Below are 18,196 nucleotides of genomic sequence, written 5' to 3' on the forward strand. Positions count from 1 at the left end.
AATATCGACGAGTTCGGAGCCGCCATTGGGTGGCCCCAGCATGACCACCCGCCCCATGTCAGCGGGGCGGTTGTTGGTCAGCCACGCGCGCACAAGGATTCCACCCATCGAGTGTGTCACGAAGTTCACGCGGCGGTCGCCACAGGCGGCCACATCTTCGGGCAGGTTTTGTTGCACCAATGTCGGGATATCCGCCTCTGTCGAGGGGTAGCCGCGGTTCACCACGAAATACCCTTCGTCTTCAAGCACCAGTTGGAGAGGGGTCAGAGAAATTTCGGTCCGCGCCAGACCGTGGAGCATGACAACGCACTCTTGCGCCACTGCTGCGCCAGACAGGAAAATGCCGAAAAGTGATGTCCAAATCAGTCTCATGCCCCATAGGTAGCATCCATGGAGGCGTGCAAAAGCCCAAAAGCACATAAACCTACTGTCGCGCGACCAGCGATACAGCGATCCCGCCAAGAACCAGCGCGCCTGCTGCGATCAGGCGGGGGGTAAGCGGTTCGCCCAAAAACAGCACGCCGGCGGTTACGGCGATAACGGGCACGCTGAGTTGTGCGATCCCTGCTATGGTGGTCGGCAGGGCGGGCAGGGCGCGGTACCAGAGTGCATAGCCAAGCCCCGAAGTGATCGCCCCTGCGATGATAGCGGTAAAGATGGCAGGGGCGGGCATGTCGCCGATACCTGTGCCAAGCATAACCAAGGCCACCAACGGCAGGCAGAGCAGAAAGTTGCTGGCGGTGGCGCCAAGCGGGTCGGCCTCGGCACGTCCCAGAAGTGTGTAAGCCGCCCAAGCCGCCCCAGCGACGCTCATGGAAATGGCGCCACCGATGGGGACGGTGATGTCGCCGTTGGGCCAGAGCAGGACACAAAGACCTACTAGCGCGATAGCGGCCCCGACCCAGCGCAAAAGCGGGATGCGGCCACCTTCGAAGACGGCCCAGCCAAAGATCAGGATTTGCAAAACGCCAAAAAGGATCAGCGCGCCAAGCCCCGCGTCGAGCGTGATGTAGGCCCACGAAAAGCCGATCATATAGATAGCGAGCGCCAATGCGCCTGCTAAGCGACGGGGCGCGAAGATTTGTGGGTGCGGTGATTTGCGCAAGCCGACCAACGCCCATAGCATCGCCGCCCCTGCGCCTGTGCGTATGGTGGCGAAGTCCATCGGGTCCATGCCCTGCAGCGCAACACCAATCCTGTTGAGGATTGAATTGGCAGCAAAGGCGCACATCGTGAGTGCGACAAGGGCGAAGAGCCGCATTATGCAGGCCTGCTCGCGTTATCCACGGTTGTAGGCTGCCGCAACCAGTGCTGCTGGGTCTTTTGCGCCCAGACCATCAGCGAGAGCCTGTTTTTGACGTTCACCTGCGAGTGCCAAGATGGGAGAGGTTAGCCCGTAGGCACCGGCCACACGTTGGAAGACGCCGTTGTCCTTGTGGGCTGCCTGGATTTCGAAGCCGACCGTTTCGTCATCGCCGAGGATTTTGGGAATACGGTCTGCGATCATCGGCATGCCGGCGGGGCCACCACACAAGATGCGCAATGCAGTTTCCAGCGGAAGGCCGGCGCGTTTCGCCAGTGGCATCATTTCATCAAGGCCGCTGAAATAGCACTGTATCATACTGTTGTTGATTGTTTTCATCACAAGTCCGGTGCCAAGTGGCCCGACGTGAAAAACCCGGCTAGAGATGGCGCTGATCACGTCCTGCGCACGTCCCGCCGCCGCATCACTGCCGCCGATAAAGACACCGCATTGTCCTGCAAGCACCAGTTCCGGTCCGCCAGAGATCGGGGCATCGACGGCAAGAGCACCTTTGGTCTCAATCCGCGCAATGCGGTCCTTAAGGATCGTGGGGACGACCGTGCTTGTGTCGATGATGATTTTGCCCGCGAGGTCCTGCGCGAGGCAGGTGTCGAGAACGGAAGCCACAGCGGTGTCGTCAAGCAGGCTGAGGATCAGCGTGTCGCAGGTGTCGATCAGGCTGGAAAGGTCCGCCGCGGTGGTGATCCCGTCTACTGGGCGGCCACTGCGGGTCCAGCCTTTGACGTTGTGGCCTTGCGCCTGCATCCGCTGTGCAATCGCGCTGCCCATGCGCCCCAATCCGATGATGCCGATCTGTGTCATGCTACGCCTCCTTTGTAAGGGCGATATGATACCGGATCACCGGAAAAGGGAAGGCGGGTTGCCTAGGCAGCGTCCCACGCACGGTCACCCTTGGCGTCTTTGACGCGTGTGGGCAGGCCGATTTCATCGAGCAGGGAGAAGAGCGGTTTGGGGTCCAATTCTTCGACGTTCATCATCCTGCCGTGGTCATAGGTGCCGTCGGCGATGCGCATGGCCACAGCCACTGGAGGCACGCCAGCGGTATAGGAAATACCTTGGCTGCCGACTTCGTTATAGGCGTCTTTGTGGTCAGCGACGTTGTAGACGAACACCTCGACCTCTTCGCCGTCCTTGGTGCCTTTGACCAGATCGCCGATGCATGTTTTGCCGGTGTAATTGGGGGCAAGGCTGGACGGGTCGGGAAGGACTGCTTTCACTACTTTCAGCGGCACAACTTCAAGGCCCTCGGCGGTGGTGACAGGCTGTTCTGACAACAGGCCAAGGTTTTGCAGCACCGTGAAGACGTTGATGTAGTGATCGCCAAAGCCCATCCAGAACCGGATATCGGCCTGAGGATAGTTGGCGGCGAGCGAGTGCACCTCGTCGTGGCCGGACATATAGGCCTTTTGTTTGCCGACAACAGGCAGGTCCCATTCGCGGCCCACCTCGAACATCTTGTTTTCCTGCCATGCGCCGTTTTGCCAGCTATAGACGGTGCCCGTGAATTCACGGAAGTTGATTTCCGGATCAAAGTTGGTCGAGAAATATTTGCCGTGGTTGCCTGCGTTGATATCGACGATGTCGATCGAGGTGACCTCATCCATAAATTCATCGACGGCAAAACGTGCGAATGCATTGACCATGCCCGGATCAAAGCCCGCACCGAGGATCGCGGTGACGCCGGCGGCGGCGCAATCGTCGCGGCGTTTCCATTCGTAGTTGGCGTACCACGGCGGGGTTTCGCAGATTTTGGCAGGGTCTTCGTGGATCGCGGTGTCGATATAGGCGGCCCCTGTCTGGATGCAGGCCTCAAGCACGGTCATGTTCACGAAAGGGCTGCCTACATTGATCACGATCTGACTGCCGGTTTGCTTGATCAATGCGGCCACAGCCGCACTGTCCATGCCATCCACAGCATGGGCTTGCAGAACGCCGTCCTGTTTCATCGCGGATTTTTCATGCACGCTGTCGATGATCGCCTCGCATTTGGCGATTGTGCGGCTTGCAATATGGATGTCGCCCAGCACATCGTTGTTCTGCGCGCATTTATGCGCGACAACCTGTGCGACGCCACCTGCGCCGATGATCAAAACATTGCGTTTCATGTATCCAAAAGACCTCTTGTTGTTGTTTCAGGAGAGCGCGGCGGCGAAATCATCATAGTCGAAATCGCGCACCAAACGGACCGTGCCATCCAATTCGCGGATGGCGATGCTGGGCATCTTGACCCCGTTAAACCAGTTTTTCTTGACCATTGTGTACCCTGCCGCGTCCTGAAACGAAAGGCGGTCACCTGCCTTGAGCGGGGCGGCAAAGCGGAACTCGCCAAAGATATCGCCTGCGAGACAGGATTTGCCGCAGATCATCCATTCATGATCGCCTGTATTTGGCGCAATTTTGGCGGGCTCGCGGTAGATGATCAGATCCAGCATATGCGCTTCGATCGAGCTATCGACGATGGCAAGGTTCTTGCCGTTGTGCATGGTGTCGAGAATAGTCACTTCGAGTGTTGCAGCCCCTGTGATCGCGGCCTCGCCGGGTTCGAGATAGACTTGTACGCCATAGGTGGCTGCAAATGATCCCAGACGCGCGGCAAGCCTGTCGAGCGGATAGCCTTCGCCTGTGAAGTGGATGCCCCCGCCAAGGCTGATCCACTTCATTTCGTGGATGATGGTGCCAAAACGATCTTCGATCAGGGTCAGCATTTCATCGAAACGGTCGAAATCGTCGTTTTCGCAGTTGTTGTGGAACATCAGGCCCGTGATCTGATCGGCAACTTTTGCAATTTCGACAGGGTCATGTTCGCCCAAGCGGCTGAAAGGGCGGGCAGGGTCGGCAAGGTCGAATTCGGAGGTCGAGACGCCGGGGTTCACGCGGAGGCCGCGGATGTGGCCCTGAGAAACGTCTGCAAATTTTTGCAGCTGGCCGATGGAGTTGAAGATGATCTTGTCGGAATGGTCCAGAACTTCGTCGATTTCATGGTCGGCGTAGGCCACGGAATAGGCGTGTGTTTCGCCTGCGAATTTTTCCTTGCCCAAACGGACTTCGTAAAGCGAGGAAGAGGTTGTGCCGTCCATATAGTCGGACATCAGATCAAAGACTGACCATGTGGCAAAGCATTTGAGTGCCAGCAGGGATTTTGCACCTGAATTTTCGCGCAGCCACGCGATTTTTTCGAGGTTCGGCAGCAGGCGGGATTTGTCGATCAAGTAATATGGCGTCTGCATGGTCGGGTCCCTTCAGTTGGGCGTGGTCTGGCGGGTGCTTAGCCTGCATCGTCCTGGTCGGAAAGTAGTCTTTTAATGTGTCATTCAAGTAAAGAAGGGCGGTCCCTTGCGGAACCGCCCTTCTGTATCTGAGCTGGTAAACAGTGTTCGGGCTGGGCCCAAACCGCAATTTACATCATGCCGCCCATGCCGCCCATGTCGGGCATACCGCCGCCGCCAGCGCCTTCTTTCGAAGGCTTGTCAGCAACCATTGCTTCGGTTGTGATCAGCAGGCCAGCAACAGAGGCTGCGTCTTGCAGTGCTGTGCGCACAACTTTGGCCGGATCGATCACGCCAAACTTGAACATGTCGCCATATTCTTCTGTCTGTGCGTTAAAGCCGAATGACTTGTCATTGCTTTCGCGGATTTTGCCCGCAACAACTGAACCGTCGACGCCAGAGTTTTCAGCGATCTGGCGCAGTGGTGCCTCAATAGCCTTGCGGATGATGGCGATACCAACGTCCTGGTCAGAGTTTGCACCCTTCAGGCCTTCTAGTGCTTTGCCAGCCTGGATCAGCGCAACACCACCACCAACAACGATGCCTTCTTGTACGGCAGCGCGTGTGGCGTTCAGGGCATCATCAACGCGGTCTTTCCGCTCTTTGACTTCCACTTCGGACATGCCACCGACGCGGATAACAGCAACACCACCAGCCAGTTTGGCCACGCGCTCTTGCAGTTTTTCGCGGTCGTAGTCGGATGTTGTTTCCTCGATCTGGCCACGGATCTGGCTTACGCGGGCTTCGATTTCGGCTTTGTTGCCGGCACCGTCAACGATGGTTGTTTCGTCTTTGGTGATGGAAACGCGCTTAGCCGAACCCAGCATGTCGATTGTGACGCTTTCCAGCTTCATGCCCAGATCGTCGGAGATGACTTGGCCACCTGTGAGGATCGCGATGTCCTGCAACATGGCTTTGCGGCGATCGCCGAAACCAGGTGCCTTGACCGCTGCGATTTTCAGGCCGCCGCGCAGTTTGTTCACAACCAGAGTTGCCAGCGCTTCGCCTTCGACATCTTCAGCGATGATCAAAAGTGGCTTGCCGGACTGGATGACGGACTCGAGCAATGGGACCATTGGCTGCAGCGAAGAAAGCTTCTTCTCGTGCAACAGAATGATCACATCTTCAAGTTCGGTTGTCATCTTGTCGGGGTTTGTCACAAAGTAGGGTGACAGGTAACCGCGGTCGAACTGCATGCCTTCAACAACGTCTGTTTCTGTCTCGAGGCCTTTGTTCTCTTCAACAGTGATAACGCCTTCGTTGCCGACTTTTTGCATCGCGTCAGCGATCTGACGACCGATTTCAGTTTCGCCGTTGGCAGAGATTGTACCAACCTGCGCAACTTCGTCGCTGTCGTTGACAGGACGGGCAGCGGCTTTGATGGCTTCGACGACTTTGGCTGTCGCCATGTCGATGCCGCGCTTGAGGTCCATCGGGTTCATGCCGGCGGCAACAGATTTCATGCCTTCCTTGACGATGGCCTGTGCCAGAACAGTCGCGGTTGTTGTACCGTCGCCTGCTTCGTCATTGGTGCGTGAGGCCACTTCTTTGACCATCTGCGCGCCCATGTTTTCGAACTTGTCTTCCAGTTCGATTTCTTTGGCGACAGAGACACCGTCTTTGGTGATGCGTGGCGCGCCGAACGATTTGTCCAGAACCACGTTGCGGCCTTTGGGGCCGAGTGTCACTTTTACCGCGTTTGCAAGAATGTTGACGCCTTTAAGGATCTTGTTCCGTGCATCGGTATCGAATTTTACTTCTTTAGCAGCCATTTGCATGTGCTCCTTGAATGATTGGAAATGTGAGGGCGACCGGTCGGCTTACATGATGCCGAGGATGTCGCTTTCTTTCATGATCAGCAGCTCTTCGCCGTCGATCTTGACCTCGGTGCCGGACCATTTGCCAAACAGCACTTTGTCGCCTGCCTTGACAGACATCGCAATCAGCTCGCCGCTGTCCTTGCGCGCACCTTCACCAACGCTGACGATTTCGCCTTCTGCTGGCTTTTCTTTTGCGTTCTCAGGAATGATGAGACCGCCTGCTGTCTTTTCGTCGCCTTCAATGCGACGGACCAGTACACGGTCGTGAAGTGGTTTAAATGCCATCTCTGAACTTCTCCAGTTCGTGTTTCTCCCATGTTAGCACTCAACACGGTCGAGTGATAACGATGCGTAGGTAAGGATCACGACAGGGTGAGTCAACAGCGCGTTGCATCGATTTTTCAGTTTTTTGAAATCATCTCGGGCGCGCAGTGTTGCGGCTGTATTATCGAGGGTTTGCGCCGTGCGGGCACGGCGCGGGAAGCGAGCGGTTTCACCCCTCGCGCTCCCTAGGATATTTCTGGGCCGATAATGGAAAAGTAGGTGTTACAGTCAGGGTTTGTGCGGTGCGTCGTCGTCTTCGGACAGGATACGCCAGGCATCACCTTCAAGGTCCTCGTACTGATCGTGCCGCAGGCTCCATAGGAAGGCAGCAAGGCCCACAGCGCCGAGGAACAGCGAGACGGGGATCAGGATCACAAGGATGTTCATAGCTTTCCTTTCAGGCGCAATGCGTTGAGCAGGACGGTGATCGAGGATGTCGACATGGCAATTGAAGCGATCAGCGGTGTCGCAAAGCCTGCCAATGCGATTGGCACGGCGATAATGTTGTACAATGTGGAGATGACAAAGTTTTCTTGGATCCGTGCGCGCGCGGCGCGTGCCAAAAGAGGGAGTTCGATCAGAGGTGTCAGGCTGTCGTTTAGAAGAACGATGTCCGAGGCTGCGCGAGAGGCATCGGCTGCTGTCGCGGGTGACACCGAGGCATAGGCCGCGGCAAGTGCACCGGTATCGTTCAGGCCGTCACCGACCATCAGGACTTTGGCACCTTTGCCCGAAAGTGCATTGATATAGGCGATCTTGTCTGCCGGAGTTGTTTCGGCTTGCCATGACGTGATGTGCAACATGCGTGCAATTTTGGCGGTTTCATCCGCGTCGTCGCCCGAGACCAGATGGATCTTGAGGTCTGCTTCTTGCCAGCCCCGCACCAGCGCCAATGCCCCTTCGCGCAGTTCAGAGCGCAGTGTGATCTTTTGCGGCGTCCGGTCGCCGATTTTGATGTAGGTGCCTTTGCCTGCACCAAGCCAGGCACCCGAGCCCAGTTGGACTGGCTGACCTTGATAGTGTGCGCTGAGACCTTTGCCCGCATGTTCCTGCTGGTCGCTTAACTTGGCTGGCGTGACCCCTTGCAGGGACGCAGCAATGGCTTGCGAGACCGGATGGGTCGCGTTCTGGGTCAGGGCGAGTGCGACAGATTGCGTTTCGGCATCCAGCGTATCGCGGGCGGCTGCTGGCATGGTCAATGTACCGGTCTTGTCGAAAACCACGGTATCGACTTCGGCCAGTCGTTCGAGGGCTGTGCCATCCTTGACCAAAAGCCCGGCCCGAAACAATCGCCCTGCAGCGGTCGTGGAAACCGCAGGAACGGCCAAACCCATGGCGCAAGGGCAGGTAATAATCAGCACGGCCACAGCAATATTCAACGACAGGCGCAAATCGCCGGAATAGAACATCCACCCACCAAACGCGACAAGCGCCAGCAAATGCACAACCGGCGCATAGAGTGCTGCGGCCTTGTCTGCGATGGCGGTGTAGCGATTACGGGTGGCCTCGGCCTCATCCACCATTGTGACCATCTTGCGCAAGGTGGTATCCGCGCCGACGGTTGTGGCGCGGATCATCAGCGGGCCGGTCATATTCACTTCACCGGCGGTGACGGTCGTTCCTGCGCTGGCGTTGCTGAGACGGCTTTCACCTGTCAGCAAGGAGCGGTCGATCTGGCTGCTCCCTTCGGTGATCGTGCCGTCGACGGGGATACGGCCGCCGGGCAAAACCTGTACCAGATCGCCGATCGCGAGATCGGCAAAGTTAACCATCTGACGTACGCCATCGCGTACGCGCATGACACGTGGGACCTCAAGCGCGGAAAGCTGCGCTGCGGCCGAGGCGGCGGCCTTGCGGCTGCGATGGTCGAGGTAGCGGCCGATGAGCAGGAAGAACGTCAGCGTCACGGCGGCATCGAAATAGGAATGACGCCCGCCGTAAATTGTCTCATAAAGCGAAATGCCGGAAGCAAGGATAATCGCCAGCGAAATCGGCACATCCATATTCAAACGGTATGCCTTCAATGACCGCCATCCGCTCTCAAAGAACGGTTGCGCGGAATAGAGCAACGTCGGTATCGCGATAATGGCTGTGATCCAGTGGAACATATGCATCGTGGCACCGATGGCCCCCGACCAAACAGCGACTGACAGCAACATGATGTTCATGTTGGCAAATCCCGAAACCGCAAGGCGTGTCATCAGACCGCGACCATAGGTATCGGTTTCAGCGCCAAGCAGGCTCGTATCGAGAACACGCGCCTCGAACCCGGCCATTTCCAGCGTATCGATCAGGGCTTCCGGTGAGATCGGTTGATCGGTACCAACGGTGACCCTCCTCATGCTGAGGTTCACGCGGGCATTCGCGACACCTTCCACATCGCGCAAAACCCGTTCGACGCCATTGATACAGGCGACACAATGGATACCCGGCAGGGAGAGTACGATCTGCGCCGTGCCGTTTGAGGCGGCTTTTTCAAGCTGCCCCTCGGGAAGGCCGACGCAGGCCGGACAGAAGGTCGCGTCGCTCATTTTGCGGTGATCGGAAAACGGCGGCGAAACTTGGTGCCGTCAGGGGCGATCAATTCCAGACGCAGGTTCCAATAGCCTTCTGTCATGGTGACAGGGGCGGTGTACTGCGTCCCCGTCCAGATGAATTCTGGCACAGTATCCATATTGACGTTTGTTGCTTGCCCGAGAATGGCGCGCGTAATCTCTGCCTGCAGCGGGGCGCCGCGATGATCAAGGATGTTCACGGTCAGTACACCGCCTGATATGTCAGCGCTGACATCCCAGTTGAGCGCGTTTTGCGCCGCGCGATCCGCTTGAAACGTTTGACTGACGGCATAGGAGTTCCGGGCCTCAAGCCCCGGAAACGTGGCAATCGCGTTCCATGCCATGGTCAGGTTGACGGTGATGATGATCCCAAAACCGCCGACCATTAGTGCCAGCATGTGCCATCCGGTAAATTCACGGGTCATTGTGGGGCTCTCCCATTAAAAATTGCGTCCTTGTAGGCGCGTTCGCCCGATTCCGTATCTTCGACCCAAAAGCGCAGATCTGTGCGATCCATACTTGAGGCCGGATCAATCGGGCGGGCCGAGACGTAGACGCGTTGCAGAAAGGTTTCATTGGCGGGCACGACGATGGTTCTTTGCGAGGTGCCTTCCAGTTCGATGCGCAGGATTTCATCAGACGCCAGCGAGAGGCGGAAGGTGCGGTCCTCGCCGTGTTTGTTCAACAGGCGGATATCATAGATGTTGCGCACCGTGCCATCAGAGAGGGTCACGAAGGTCGGGTTGCGGACGGGTGCCACTGTCATCTCGATATCGGCGCGGATGAAGAGCGCAAAGACCAGACCGACGCCAATCGCAGCCCACATCGTCGTGTAGAGCATGGTGCGGAAACGGAAGACATGCTGCCACAGCTTTTTGGCGGGTTTGCCTTTTGCCTCTTCCTCTTGGTCAGAGAGCGCAAGATAGTCGATCAAACCACGCGGTTTGCCGATCCGGTCCATCACGTCATCGCAGGCGTCAATGCAAAGCGCGCAGGTAATGCACTCCATCTGCTGGCCATCACGGATATCAATGCCAGCGGGACAGACATTCACGCAGGCCATGCAGTCGATGCAGTCGCCGGCACCCTCGATGCGTTGCTTGCCGCGGGGTTCGCCGCGCCATTCGCGGTAGGCGACGGTCAGTGTTTCGGGGTCCATCATGGCGGCCTGAATGCGTGGCCATGGGCACATGTAGTTGCAGACCTGTTCGCGCATGAAGCCGCCAAAGACAAAAGTGGTCGCGGTCAGGACACCGATGGTAATCCACGCAATAGGCGGTGCGGTGAAATTCGCAAGGCTGGCGGCCAAAGTGGGGGCGTCGGCAAAGTAAAACACCCATGCGCCGCCTGTTGCGAGGGCAATCAAGAGCCATACGGTCCATTTTGTGATGCGCAAGCGGGCTTTGCGCAGGCTCCAATCGGCGTTCCACAGGCGCACCCGCGCATTGCGGTCGCCTTCAATCCAGCGCTCGACAAGGATGAAAAGATCGGTCCAGACAGTTTGCGGGCAGGTGTAGCCGCACCAGACACGGCCGAGTGCCGAGGTAAAAAGGAAAAGACCAAGGCCTGCCATGATCAAAAGGCCCGCCACGAAATAGAACTCATGGGGCCAGATTTCGATCCAGAAGAAGTAAAAGCGGCGGTTGGCCATGTCGATCAGAACGGCCTGGTCGGGCAGGTTCGGGCCACGGTCCCAGCGGATCCATGGGGTCAGATAGTAGATGCCCAAGGTCACGGCCATGACCCACCACTTGAGGTTCCGGTAAAAGCCTTTGACGCGGCGTGGAAAAATGGGTTCGCGCGCAGCGTAAAGCGGTTGGTTCTCGGAAGAGGACATAGGTGACCTGCAGGTTTAGTTTCTGTTCGCAGGATCAGTTCTAAGGGGTGGGCGGGGAATCTCTTTGATGTGGATCAAGGTTCCGCCGGTCATGCCTGCGGTCGTCTGTCGCACGCGCCTGTGCAATGAGGGTGTTCAAGCGTGCGTCCGCAGTCTTTTAAGCAGAGGCGTTTGGTTCTGATGATCCGCCAAAGAGCGGCTTTTGATTGGCCTGATGCCGCATGGCCAGCTTGCGCATCAGTTTTCCTTGTTCCGGAATATAGCGCGCAGCATGTGCCGCGAACTCTGGATCGCAGCACTCTGGAAACAGGTCTTTGATTTCCTGTCGCGCCTCGGGTGAAACAGCCTTGAGCGCTTCGGGACCGGTAAAAAGGCTTTCTGTTGGTGCGCCGTTTGACCAGACGATTTCATGCGCATCAAACAGGAAGTGAAAATACGTCACGCCATCTGTTGTGTCGTCGATAACGTCGATACCATCCAGCGCAACGAGCTTGTTGGCGGGGATCAAAACATCTGTGTACGCGAACATCCGCAACGCGATCACGGACGAAACAAGAACGCGGTGCTGTGGCGATACGATAAGGTCTTGTTGGGGGTAGCCCGCACCCAATGCATCGGCGCGGATCAGGATCGGTTTCAACCTCTCCTTCGCTTCAAGCTGTGCGGGGCTGACACTGCATGACCCAATCCAGCGAATAGGTTGATAGCCATGATCATACGTCAGAACGAGTTCGCCGACCTTCAGGTCCTCGACAGGGACTTGGCCATCCGCGGTTTCAATCAATGTCCCCGCCGCAAAGCATGGTACGTCAACAAATTCGCCACTGGCATTTGTGGGGCCTGTCACTTGTTGGTCAACAACGATCGTATTCGTACCGGTGTCGTTCCAAGCGGCATCAATCGCAGCGGTGTTGACGGTTAATCCGTTAAAAAGTTCGAGCGGCTCAAGCGGTCCGCCGGTGGACCGCGCACCAAAAAGTTCGACAGTGCCGTCGGGGTTGATCACTAACCGGACCAATGGATCGCCGCCAACAGTGCCCAACTGCCAGATTTCAGGGATGCGATCACTGCCGACATTCGATCCGTAAGTGCGACCGTCGGTGAAGCGGATTGTTTGCCCTGCGGTAGCGTTTGCTTGAAATTCGACCTCGTTTGGCGCGCCGGCGGGGCCGCCGATAAAGAGATCAACACCGTTAATTTGAACGCTGAAACTGTTGTCGAGCGTGGCAAAGTCGATGATCAGGCCGCCGTTGGGCGTTTCGTCAACGAAGGTAGCCGTCTCACTGACGATGTTGAAATCTGGCACTGTTGGTCACTGATCCTAATGATGTGTGCGGAGACTAAAGCATAACGGGCTAACCGTTAAGAGAAATTCATACCGGGGTGTGGACTAACCGAAACGACCGTCGATTGTTAACTCCCGTCGGTCGGTTCGGTCCGTGGAAGATGCGGGAAATCGCCTGTCGCGATGTAGCTTTCCTCATCCGCGCTTGAAACACGCCCGTAATGCACGTTGCGGTGCGGGTGACGGCCAAAGCGTTCAATGACCCCGCGTACCCGTGTGTTTTGCGCGCGCAGGGAGTCACCCATATTGGCCAGAACCGCAGGCATCTCTGAGATAAGCGTCTCGGAGAGCTCCTCGATCAACGCGATGCGGTCCAGATGATCGGGGCCTTCACAATGACCCAGTGCGATCAGATAAAAGAGCTTCTGCCATGGCTTCACGGCTGCGAAATGCCCGTTGGCGATCCCTTGCAGCACCAGCCGGTTGGCTTTGATATCTTGTGCATAGGCCCCCGGCGTGTCGCGCCAGAGCGAGCGGGGGAATTGGTCCAAAGCGATCAGTAGTGCGATGCGCCCTTCGGCGGTTTCGGCCCAATGATCCAGTTCGGATCTCGCCGCGGCACGCGTCAGATCGGCGTGGTTTTGAATGATGGTTTCATCCATCCCACCATACATGCGCTCCTCAATCCACGCCGAGAACCGCTCTTCGCTTTCCCAGAACCCGTTGTCTGGAAACCACAGATCAAGCACTTGGTCTGGTTGAAATCTCTGGTCGTCCATGAACAAAAATCCTTTTGAAAGCACCGCGTCACTGCCTGTTACTCAGACACCGTCGCCCGATTGAGGGGGCGTAGCAATGACTCATTTCACCGTGGGCTGGATCTCCGGCGCAAAGCGCGTCGCATTTAGGATGTTGCGATAGCCTCAAACGCCAGAGGCGGCCCACACCGTGTGGGCCGCCCCTGTTAGTGTCGCATTCCTTGGCTGTTTAGAACTGTATGTTCATTCCAAACTGAAAGCCGTGCCTTTCGTAGGTGTCGCCGAATGCGCCGCCATAGCCCGCTTCGATCCGGATATCGCGTGCGGTACTGGATGAAATCAGGCTCTGGAACCCGAAGTTGACCGCGACAAAGTCGTCGTCACGTCCTTCGATCGGGAAGGATGCAGTGGGCAACCCTTCAAAGCCGCTTTCGATCAGCAGATCATCACTGGACAATGTGTTGTAGGCGATACTACCGGTCAGCTTGTTCTGCCCCGCAGCGCTTGGCATGTTATACTCACCCTTCAGGCCGACAGAACCCATGAATGTGCTGCCAGACTGCTCTTCGAGTGTCAGGTTGAACGCACCTGCACCGGTCTCTGTGAAACCATCAACGGTGACATCGTAGAACGAGATGGATGCCATCGGACCGACCGAGAACCCGCCCAGGTCACGCAGATAGCTTGCCTCCAGCGCGCCAAAGGTTTGCGATCCTTCTGTGCTACCGGTGGCGGTTTGATCCAGCACATTGCGGGTGCTGTCATAGGTCGCATCCTGATACCCGAAAAGCGCCTTGAAGCTTGCGCCGGTCTCCATGTTTGCGCGCGCAAACCCGATGAATGACACGCCAGTCGTTTCGACTTCACCCAAATCGTCAGCGGCTTCGGCTGTCGCCGAGGTTCCGCCCACCGCGATGCCGATCGAAGCATTCGCACTTACGCGGCTTTCAACGCCGACAGTGAAAGATGTTGCATCGACATCATAGCCGATTGACCCTGACGTCGCATCATAGGTCGCAGCCGATCCACCCAATGACGCGAGGCCATAGAGGTTTCCGCCCATGAGCCAGGACTGTGCACCGCCGCTTTGCGTGACACCGATGCTATCGCCGCCAGCCATCGGGGCCAGACCGGTGATTGCATCAACATGGCCGCGCGCTGCTTCAAAGCTCATCGCTGTGTAGGCAGGTGCAATGGTGAAGCCCGTACTGGTCAATGCGGCAGCCTGTTCAGCTTCGTCCAGCGCGAGGATTGCCACGATGGCGTCCCCATACTCCCCTGCATTGCCGGTATCCCAATAAGGCACATTTGCCGCCGCATCGAGATAGCCCGCCAGTTTGAACTGGTACGCGGAGTCTCTGGCCGCTGCAGCTTCAACGATTTCTGCAAACGCTGGATTGATCCGCAGCGTGAATTCACCGTCATCGATCTCACCAATCCGAAGGGTGAAGTTCAGGTTGGCATTGCGCAGGTCTTCGATCGCGCCGACGGCGAATAACCCACTCGCTTGTGCTGCGGCGACGATTGCTTCAGGGACTGCGCCGCCTGCCACGTAATTCAGGTCTTCGACCGAAACACCAAGGGTTGCAGCCAATTCTTCCAGCCGCTCGGGAAGCAAAACAGGTGGGTCTTCGCTGCCCGGTAAGTCATCTGGAATCTCTGTCAGCGCGAGTGTTCCATAGGTCCAGCCGTCGCCTCCGATGTTGTTCCAAGCGATAAGAGCAGATTCGTCATCGGGATCGGCGTTATCATCCCAAAACAGACCGTCAGGTACCATGGTGTCATCAAGGAAAGCGGTACCAAAGTTGGCCACGTAAACTGTGTTGGTGAATGCTCCGAAAGTCATCACATCACTTTCAGGCGTCAGGGTAGGTTGTGCTTTTGCATCCGAAAAGAACCCGATGTCGCCTTCGTTACCGCCTGCACCGAAAAGCCCGTCCGGCAAGCCAGCACCGCCTGCAAGCTTTGGATCAAGACCGTCTCTCAAAAACAAGACAGCATTTGCCGCATCCAGATCGCCCATAGGATTGCCGTTCGCATCCAGCAACTCAAGCGAGAAGCTGGTGATCCGCGCACCTGTGAAGTTCGAGGTCTTGCCGAAGGTAAAGTAATCGACGGAGGATGTATCCACCACGCCATCCGTTACGATGGGGAGTGCTTCATTTGCAGGGTCAGTGATCAGGTATGGGTCACTACTTGTCTGGAAGGTCATGTCAAACGGATCGGGGCCGGTCAGCCATGTCTTGATCCGTTTGCCCGATCCGGGTGCGGAATCACAATAGATTCCCGGATTGCTCGCCATCAGACAGTTCGTTGCATCACTGCGCGAGTCGACACTCAGCCCGTCATCGGGATCGTCAGCCAGCAGCGTGTAGTCCGTGATAATATCCTCAAAGGGAGGGACGAAAAATAGCCCTTCCTGATCGGGATCACGTGTTGAGGTAAATGTCACTGCTTGGACACCTGGCTCAACAACACCCTCTTCAGGGTCGACAAAGATAAGCCCGTCACCTGAAGTGCCGATCAATGGATTGTCCGATAGCGTATCGGCCCACGCGCCCGTGCACGCTAACGAAAGTGCGGCCAACGACCCTGCAGTGGCAAACCTGTTTTTATGTCGTGTCATTTCCACGTCCTCTACTGTTGAAGCAATTCCTACGCATTCCAAAAATGGAATTCTTGAATAGCTAACGACCGGAGAGAATCCGGTGATTGACATATATCAAAAAATGAATGTTTTAGACGATGAGCGGCTTTATCGCTCCGACCGCGGGAACCGCGTCTGTCGTGGCGCGCCGGCATCTGCAACCGAACTCTCGCTTTTGGCAATCAGGAGGCGTAAGCGTATCGTCATGAAAATTGTCCGCCTCGAAGATGCCCGAACCCTACCGCTGTGGCGCAGGCCGACATCGCTGTTGTTTGTAATGGCAATGGCGATGCCTGTCGCCTTTGCGACGTGGTCGGCGCTCTTGAATAACTTTGTTATTGAGGTCGCAAATTTTGACGGCGCAGATATCGGCTGGCTGCATACGGTGCGCGAGATTCCGGGCTTCTTTGCAATCGGTGTGATTGCCCTGATCATGTTCATTCGCGAACAGGTTTTAGGGCTGGTCGCGCTGATCATGCTGGGGGCGGCCACGGCCGTGACGGCGCAATTCCCCCAGATGGCAGGAATTTTGACGGTGACAATGCTGTCGTCTATCGGGTTCCACTATTACGAGACGGTGAACCAGTCGTTGCAATTGCAATGGATTGACAAGAAACGGGCACCGCAAACGCTGGGCTGGCTATTGTCGGCGGGATCGGGGGCGACTCTGCTTGTGTATCTGCTGATTGTGCTCAGCTGGGAACGGTTTGGCCTGACATACAGCATTGTCTATTGGCTCTCTGGCGGGTTTACGGCCGTAGTCGCGACGATGTGTCTGCTCGCTTATCCGCAGTTCGAGGCACCGCACCCGCAGATCAAGAAGATGGTCTTGCGCAGACGCTATTGGCTTTATTACGCGCTCCAATTCATGTCGGGCGCGCGGCGGCAGATCTTTGTCGTCTTCGCGGGTTTCATGATGGTCGAACAGTTTGGCTTTGCAGTCGATGACATTACCAAGCTGTTCATGTTCACCCTGTTGATCAATATGTTCGCAGCACCTTTGCTGGGCAAGATCGTGCAGGTCTTTGGTGAAAGACGCGCGCTTGTTGTCGAATATGTGGGGCTGTCTTTGGTGTTTTTCGCCTATGGCGGCATCTATTATTTCGGCTGGGGCGTCTTGCTGGCGACGGGACTTTATATCGTGAACCACCTGTTTTTTAGTCTTGCTCTGGCAATCAAAACCTACTTTCAAAAGATCGCTGATCCGCAGGACATTGCACCCACTGCTGCCGTGGCCTTTACCATCAACCACATCGCGGCAGTGTTTTTGCCGGCGCTGCTGGGCTATGTCTGGCTGCAATCGCCGGGGTTTGTGTTCTTGATGGCGGCGGGCATGGCGATTATTTCGTTGTTGCTCTCGCTTTTGATCCCGCGCCATCCCGCCCCAGGTCACGAGACCGTGTTTCAGGGGCGGTTGTTGGCGGCGGCAGAGTAGCAAATCCGTCTGACTGCATTATATTAGCGTCAAACCCGATAGGAGGCGTTCATATGTTTTTCATGTCCCGCACAAAGTCTGAAATGGTGGCCAAGGATGCAGCCCTGCCGGGCCGTGCACATGCGATCCCCACAGCCAAGACCCATTACGTGTTCGAAACCCCGCTGACAGGCGAGGTGCCTGCGGGCATGGAAGAAGCCATGTTTGGCATGGGGTGTTTCTGGGGTGTGGAGCGGATGTTCTGGAAACTGGACGGCGTGCAATCAACCATGGTGGGCTATGCGGGCGGCTATACCCCCAACCCGACCTATGAAGAGGTCTGTTCCGGCAAGACCGGCCATAATGAGGTCGTGCGCGTAATCTATGATCCTGCGGTCATTTCCTATGATCAATTGCTGCAGGTCTTCTGGGAAGGCCATGATCCGACTCAGGGAATGCGGCAAGGCAATGATGCGGGCACGCAGTACCGTTCCGGCATCTATGCCTATTCAGCAGCACAAAAAGCTGCTGCGGAAGCTGCAAAAGAGGCCTTCGCCCCGCGTTTGTCGCAGGCCGGTTATGGCGCGATCACGACCGAGATTGTTGATGCGCCGCCATTCTATTTTGCGGAAGAGTATCACCAGCAATATCTGGCTAAAAACCCCGGTGGATATTGCGGGATTGGTGGTACGGGCGTGACCTGTCCGATTGGCGTGGGTGCCTGACACGCGCGATACACTTCATATTGCACTGCGCATTTTGCTGCTGCCTGTCCTGCTGGGGCAGGCAGTTTTTGTGCGCAAACGCGCTATTGCTTTGCCAGAACCAGCGGGGGATCGCACAGGCACGATTGGTCAGGGGCCTGCGCTGCGGCTCTTGATCCTGGGTGATAGCTCGGCTGCTGGGGTGGGTGTCGCGCGGCAAGAGCAGGCTTTGATGGGCCAGCTGACCGCGCATTTGGCCCCC

The 18,196-nt window shown here is 56.8% G+C and carries 16 protein-coding genes and 1 pseudogene; 3 read left to right on the forward strand and 14 right to left on the reverse strand.

Translation table 11 applies throughout. The features are described from left to right. From VGP75_RS19220 to VGP75_RS19285, 14 genes are all read right to left on the reverse strand, one after another. Positions 1 to 372, reverse strand: a 372-nt coding sequence (locus tag VGP75_RS19220; protein WP_414727824.1) for an esterase/lipase family protein, incomplete at its 3' end; no start/stop codon positions are given. 52 nt (positions 373 to 424) lie between these two features. Further along, complete coding sequence (locus VGP75_RS19225) at positions 425 to 1,261, reverse strand: DMT family transporter (RefSeq protein ID WP_327545185.1); 837 nt, start codon at positions 1,259 to 1,261, stop codon at positions 425 to 427. A gap of 18 nt (positions 1,262 to 1,279) precedes the next feature. Continuing rightward, on the reverse strand, positions 1,280 to 2,125 hold the full coding sequence (locus VGP75_RS19230) for an NAD(P)-dependent oxidoreductase (RefSeq protein ID WP_327545186.1): 846 nt from the start codon (positions 2,123 to 2,125) through the stop codon (positions 1,280 to 1,282). Positions 2,126 to 2,187: 62 nt separating this feature from the next. After that, positions 2,188 to 3,429, reverse strand: a complete 1,242-nt coding sequence (locus tag VGP75_RS19235) for a saccharopine dehydrogenase family protein (protein WP_327545187.1) — start codon at positions 3,427 to 3,429, stop codon at positions 2,188 to 2,190. A 27-nt stretch (positions 3,430 to 3,456) separates the two neighbouring features. Then, positions 3,457 to 4,551: a carboxynorspermidine decarboxylase gene (locus VGP75_RS19240; protein ID WP_327545188.1), complete on the reverse strand. Its 1,095-nt coding sequence runs from the start codon at positions 4,549 to 4,551 to the stop codon at positions 3,457 to 3,459. A gap of 170 nt (positions 4,552 to 4,721) precedes the next feature. After that, complete coding sequence (gene groL / locus VGP75_RS19245) at positions 4,722 to 6,362, reverse strand: chaperonin GroEL (protein WP_327545189.1); 1,641 nt, start codon at positions 6,360 to 6,362, stop codon at positions 4,722 to 4,724. Between the two features lie 48 nt (positions 6,363 to 6,410). After that, positions 6,411 to 6,695: a co-chaperone GroES gene (locus tag VGP75_RS19250; RefSeq protein WP_055296136.1), complete on the reverse strand. Its 285-nt coding sequence runs from the start codon at positions 6,693 to 6,695 to the stop codon at positions 6,411 to 6,413. A gap of 267 nt (positions 6,696 to 6,962) precedes the next feature. Next, a complete protein-coding gene (gene ccoS, locus VGP75_RS19255) occupies positions 6,963 to 7,121 on the reverse strand; it encodes a cbb3-type cytochrome oxidase assembly protein CcoS (protein WP_327545190.1) in 159 nt (52 codons plus the stop codon). Then, positions 7,118 to 9,265: a heavy metal translocating P-type ATPase gene (locus VGP75_RS19260; protein ID WP_327545191.1), complete on the reverse strand. Its 2,148-nt coding sequence runs from the start codon at positions 9,263 to 9,265 to the stop codon at positions 7,118 to 7,120. Before VGP75_RS19260 ends, ccoS begins: the two co-directional genes overlap by 4 nt. Beyond that, positions 9,262 to 9,714, reverse strand: a complete 453-nt coding sequence (locus VGP75_RS19265) for a FixH family protein (RefSeq protein WP_327545192.1) — start codon at positions 9,712 to 9,714, stop codon at positions 9,262 to 9,264. Before VGP75_RS19265 ends, VGP75_RS19260 begins: the two co-directional genes overlap by 4 nt. Next, positions 9,711 to 11,126, reverse strand: a complete 1,416-nt coding sequence (ccoG, locus tag VGP75_RS19270; RefSeq protein ID WP_327545193.1) for a cytochrome c oxidase accessory protein CcoG — start codon at positions 11,124 to 11,126, stop codon at positions 9,711 to 9,713. The genes VGP75_RS19265 and ccoG overlap by 4 nt, the downstream gene beginning before the upstream one ends. 157 nt (positions 11,127 to 11,283) lie before the next feature. After that, a complete protein-coding gene (locus VGP75_RS19275; protein WP_327545194.1) occupies positions 11,284 to 12,432 on the reverse strand; it encodes a Hint domain-containing protein in 1,149 nt (382 codons plus the stop codon). Between the two features lie 107 nt (positions 12,433 to 12,539). Next, positions 12,540 to 13,190 carry a DUF924 family protein gene (locus VGP75_RS19280; protein WP_327545195.1) on the reverse strand — a complete coding sequence of 217 codons (651 nt, stop codon included), beginning with the start codon at positions 13,188 to 13,190 and terminating at the stop codon, positions 12,540 to 12,542. 208 nt (positions 13,191 to 13,398) lie between these two features. Beyond that, the gene (locus VGP75_RS19285) at positions 13,399 to 15,795 is read right to left on the reverse strand and encodes a choice-of-anchor F family protein (protein ID WP_327545196.1); all 2,397 of its coding nucleotides are present in this window, start codon (positions 15,793 to 15,795) and stop codon (positions 13,399 to 13,401) included. A 226-nt stretch (positions 15,796 to 16,021) separates the two neighbouring features. Between VGP75_RS19285 and VGP75_RS19290 the strand changes: the two genes are divergently transcribed. From VGP75_RS19290 to VGP75_RS19300, 3 genes and pseudogenes are all read left to right on the forward strand, one after another. Then, positions 16,022 to 17,251: an MFS transporter gene (locus tag VGP75_RS19290; protein WP_327545197.1), complete on the forward strand. Its 1,230-nt coding sequence runs from the start codon at positions 16,022 to 16,024 to the stop codon at positions 17,249 to 17,251. A gap of 53 nt (positions 17,252 to 17,304) precedes the next feature. Further along, the gene (gene msrA, locus VGP75_RS19295; protein ID WP_327545198.1) at positions 17,305 to 17,955 is read left to right on the forward strand and encodes a peptide-methionine (S)-S-oxide reductase MsrA; all 651 of its coding nucleotides are present in this window, start codon (positions 17,305 to 17,307) and stop codon (positions 17,953 to 17,955) included. After that, positions 17,948 to 18,196: pseudogene (locus tag VGP75_RS19300) on the forward strand (hypothetical protein); the annotation flags it as partial. The gene msrA and the pseudogene VGP75_RS19300, both read left to right, overlap by 8 nt.

It is taken from the genome of Yoonia sp. (assembly GCF_036007805.1).
Lineage (GTDB): Bacteria > Pseudomonadota > Alphaproteobacteria > Rhodobacterales > Rhodobacteraceae > Yoonia.

Excerpts from the sequence above, each read along its gene's own strand:
- VGP75_RS19225 (WP_327545185.1), bottom strand. The coding sequence starts at position 1,261 with ATGCGGCTCTTCGCCCTTGTCGCACTCACGATGTGCGCCTTTGCTGCC.
- ccoG (WP_327545193.1), bottom strand. The coding sequence starts at position 11,126 with ATGTCCTCTTCCGAGAACCAACCGCTTTACGCTGCGCGCGAACCCATT.
- VGP75_RS19265 (WP_327545192.1), bottom strand. The coding sequence starts at position 9,714 with ATGACCCGTGAATTTACCGGATGGCACATGCTGGCACTAATGGTCGGC.
- ccoS (WP_327545190.1), bottom strand. The coding sequence starts at position 7,121 with ATGAACATCCTTGTGATCCTGATCCCCGTCTCGCTGTTCCTCGGCGCT.
- VGP75_RS19235 (WP_327545187.1), bottom strand. The coding sequence starts at position 3,429 with ATGAAACGCAATGTTTTGATCATCGGCGCAGGTGGCGTCGCACAGGTT.
- VGP75_RS19240 (WP_327545188.1), bottom strand. The coding sequence starts at position 4,551 with ATGCAGACGCCATATTACTTGATCGACAAATCCCGCCTGCTGCCGAAC.
- VGP75_RS19260 (WP_327545191.1), bottom strand. The coding sequence starts at position 9,265 with ATGAGCGACGCGACCTTCTGTCCGGCCTGCGTCGGCCTTCCCGAGGGG.
- VGP75_RS19290 (WP_327545197.1), top strand. The coding sequence starts at position 16,022 with ATGAAAATTGTCCGCCTCGAAGATGCCCGAACCCTACCGCTGTGGCGC.
- VGP75_RS19230 (WP_327545186.1), bottom strand. The coding sequence starts at position 2,125 with ATGACACAGATCGGCATCATCGGATTGGGGCGCATGGGCAGCGCGATT.
- VGP75_RS19250 (WP_055296136.1), bottom strand. The coding sequence starts at position 6,695 with ATGGCATTTAAACCACTTCACGACCGTGTACTGGTCCGTCGCATTGAA.
- msrA (WP_327545198.1), top strand. The coding sequence starts at position 17,305 with ATGTTTTTCATGTCCCGCACAAAGTCTGAAATGGTGGCCAAGGATGCA.
- groL (WP_327545189.1), bottom strand. The coding sequence starts at position 6,362 with ATGGCTGCTAAAGAAGTAAAATTCGATACCGATGCACGGAACAAGATC.
- VGP75_RS19285 (WP_327545196.1), bottom strand. The coding sequence starts at position 15,795 with ATGACACGACATAAAAACAGGTTTGCCACTGCAGGGTCGTTGGCCGCA.
- VGP75_RS19280 (WP_327545195.1), bottom strand. The coding sequence starts at position 13,190 with ATGGACGACCAGAGATTTCAACCAGACCAAGTGCTTGATCTGTGGTTT.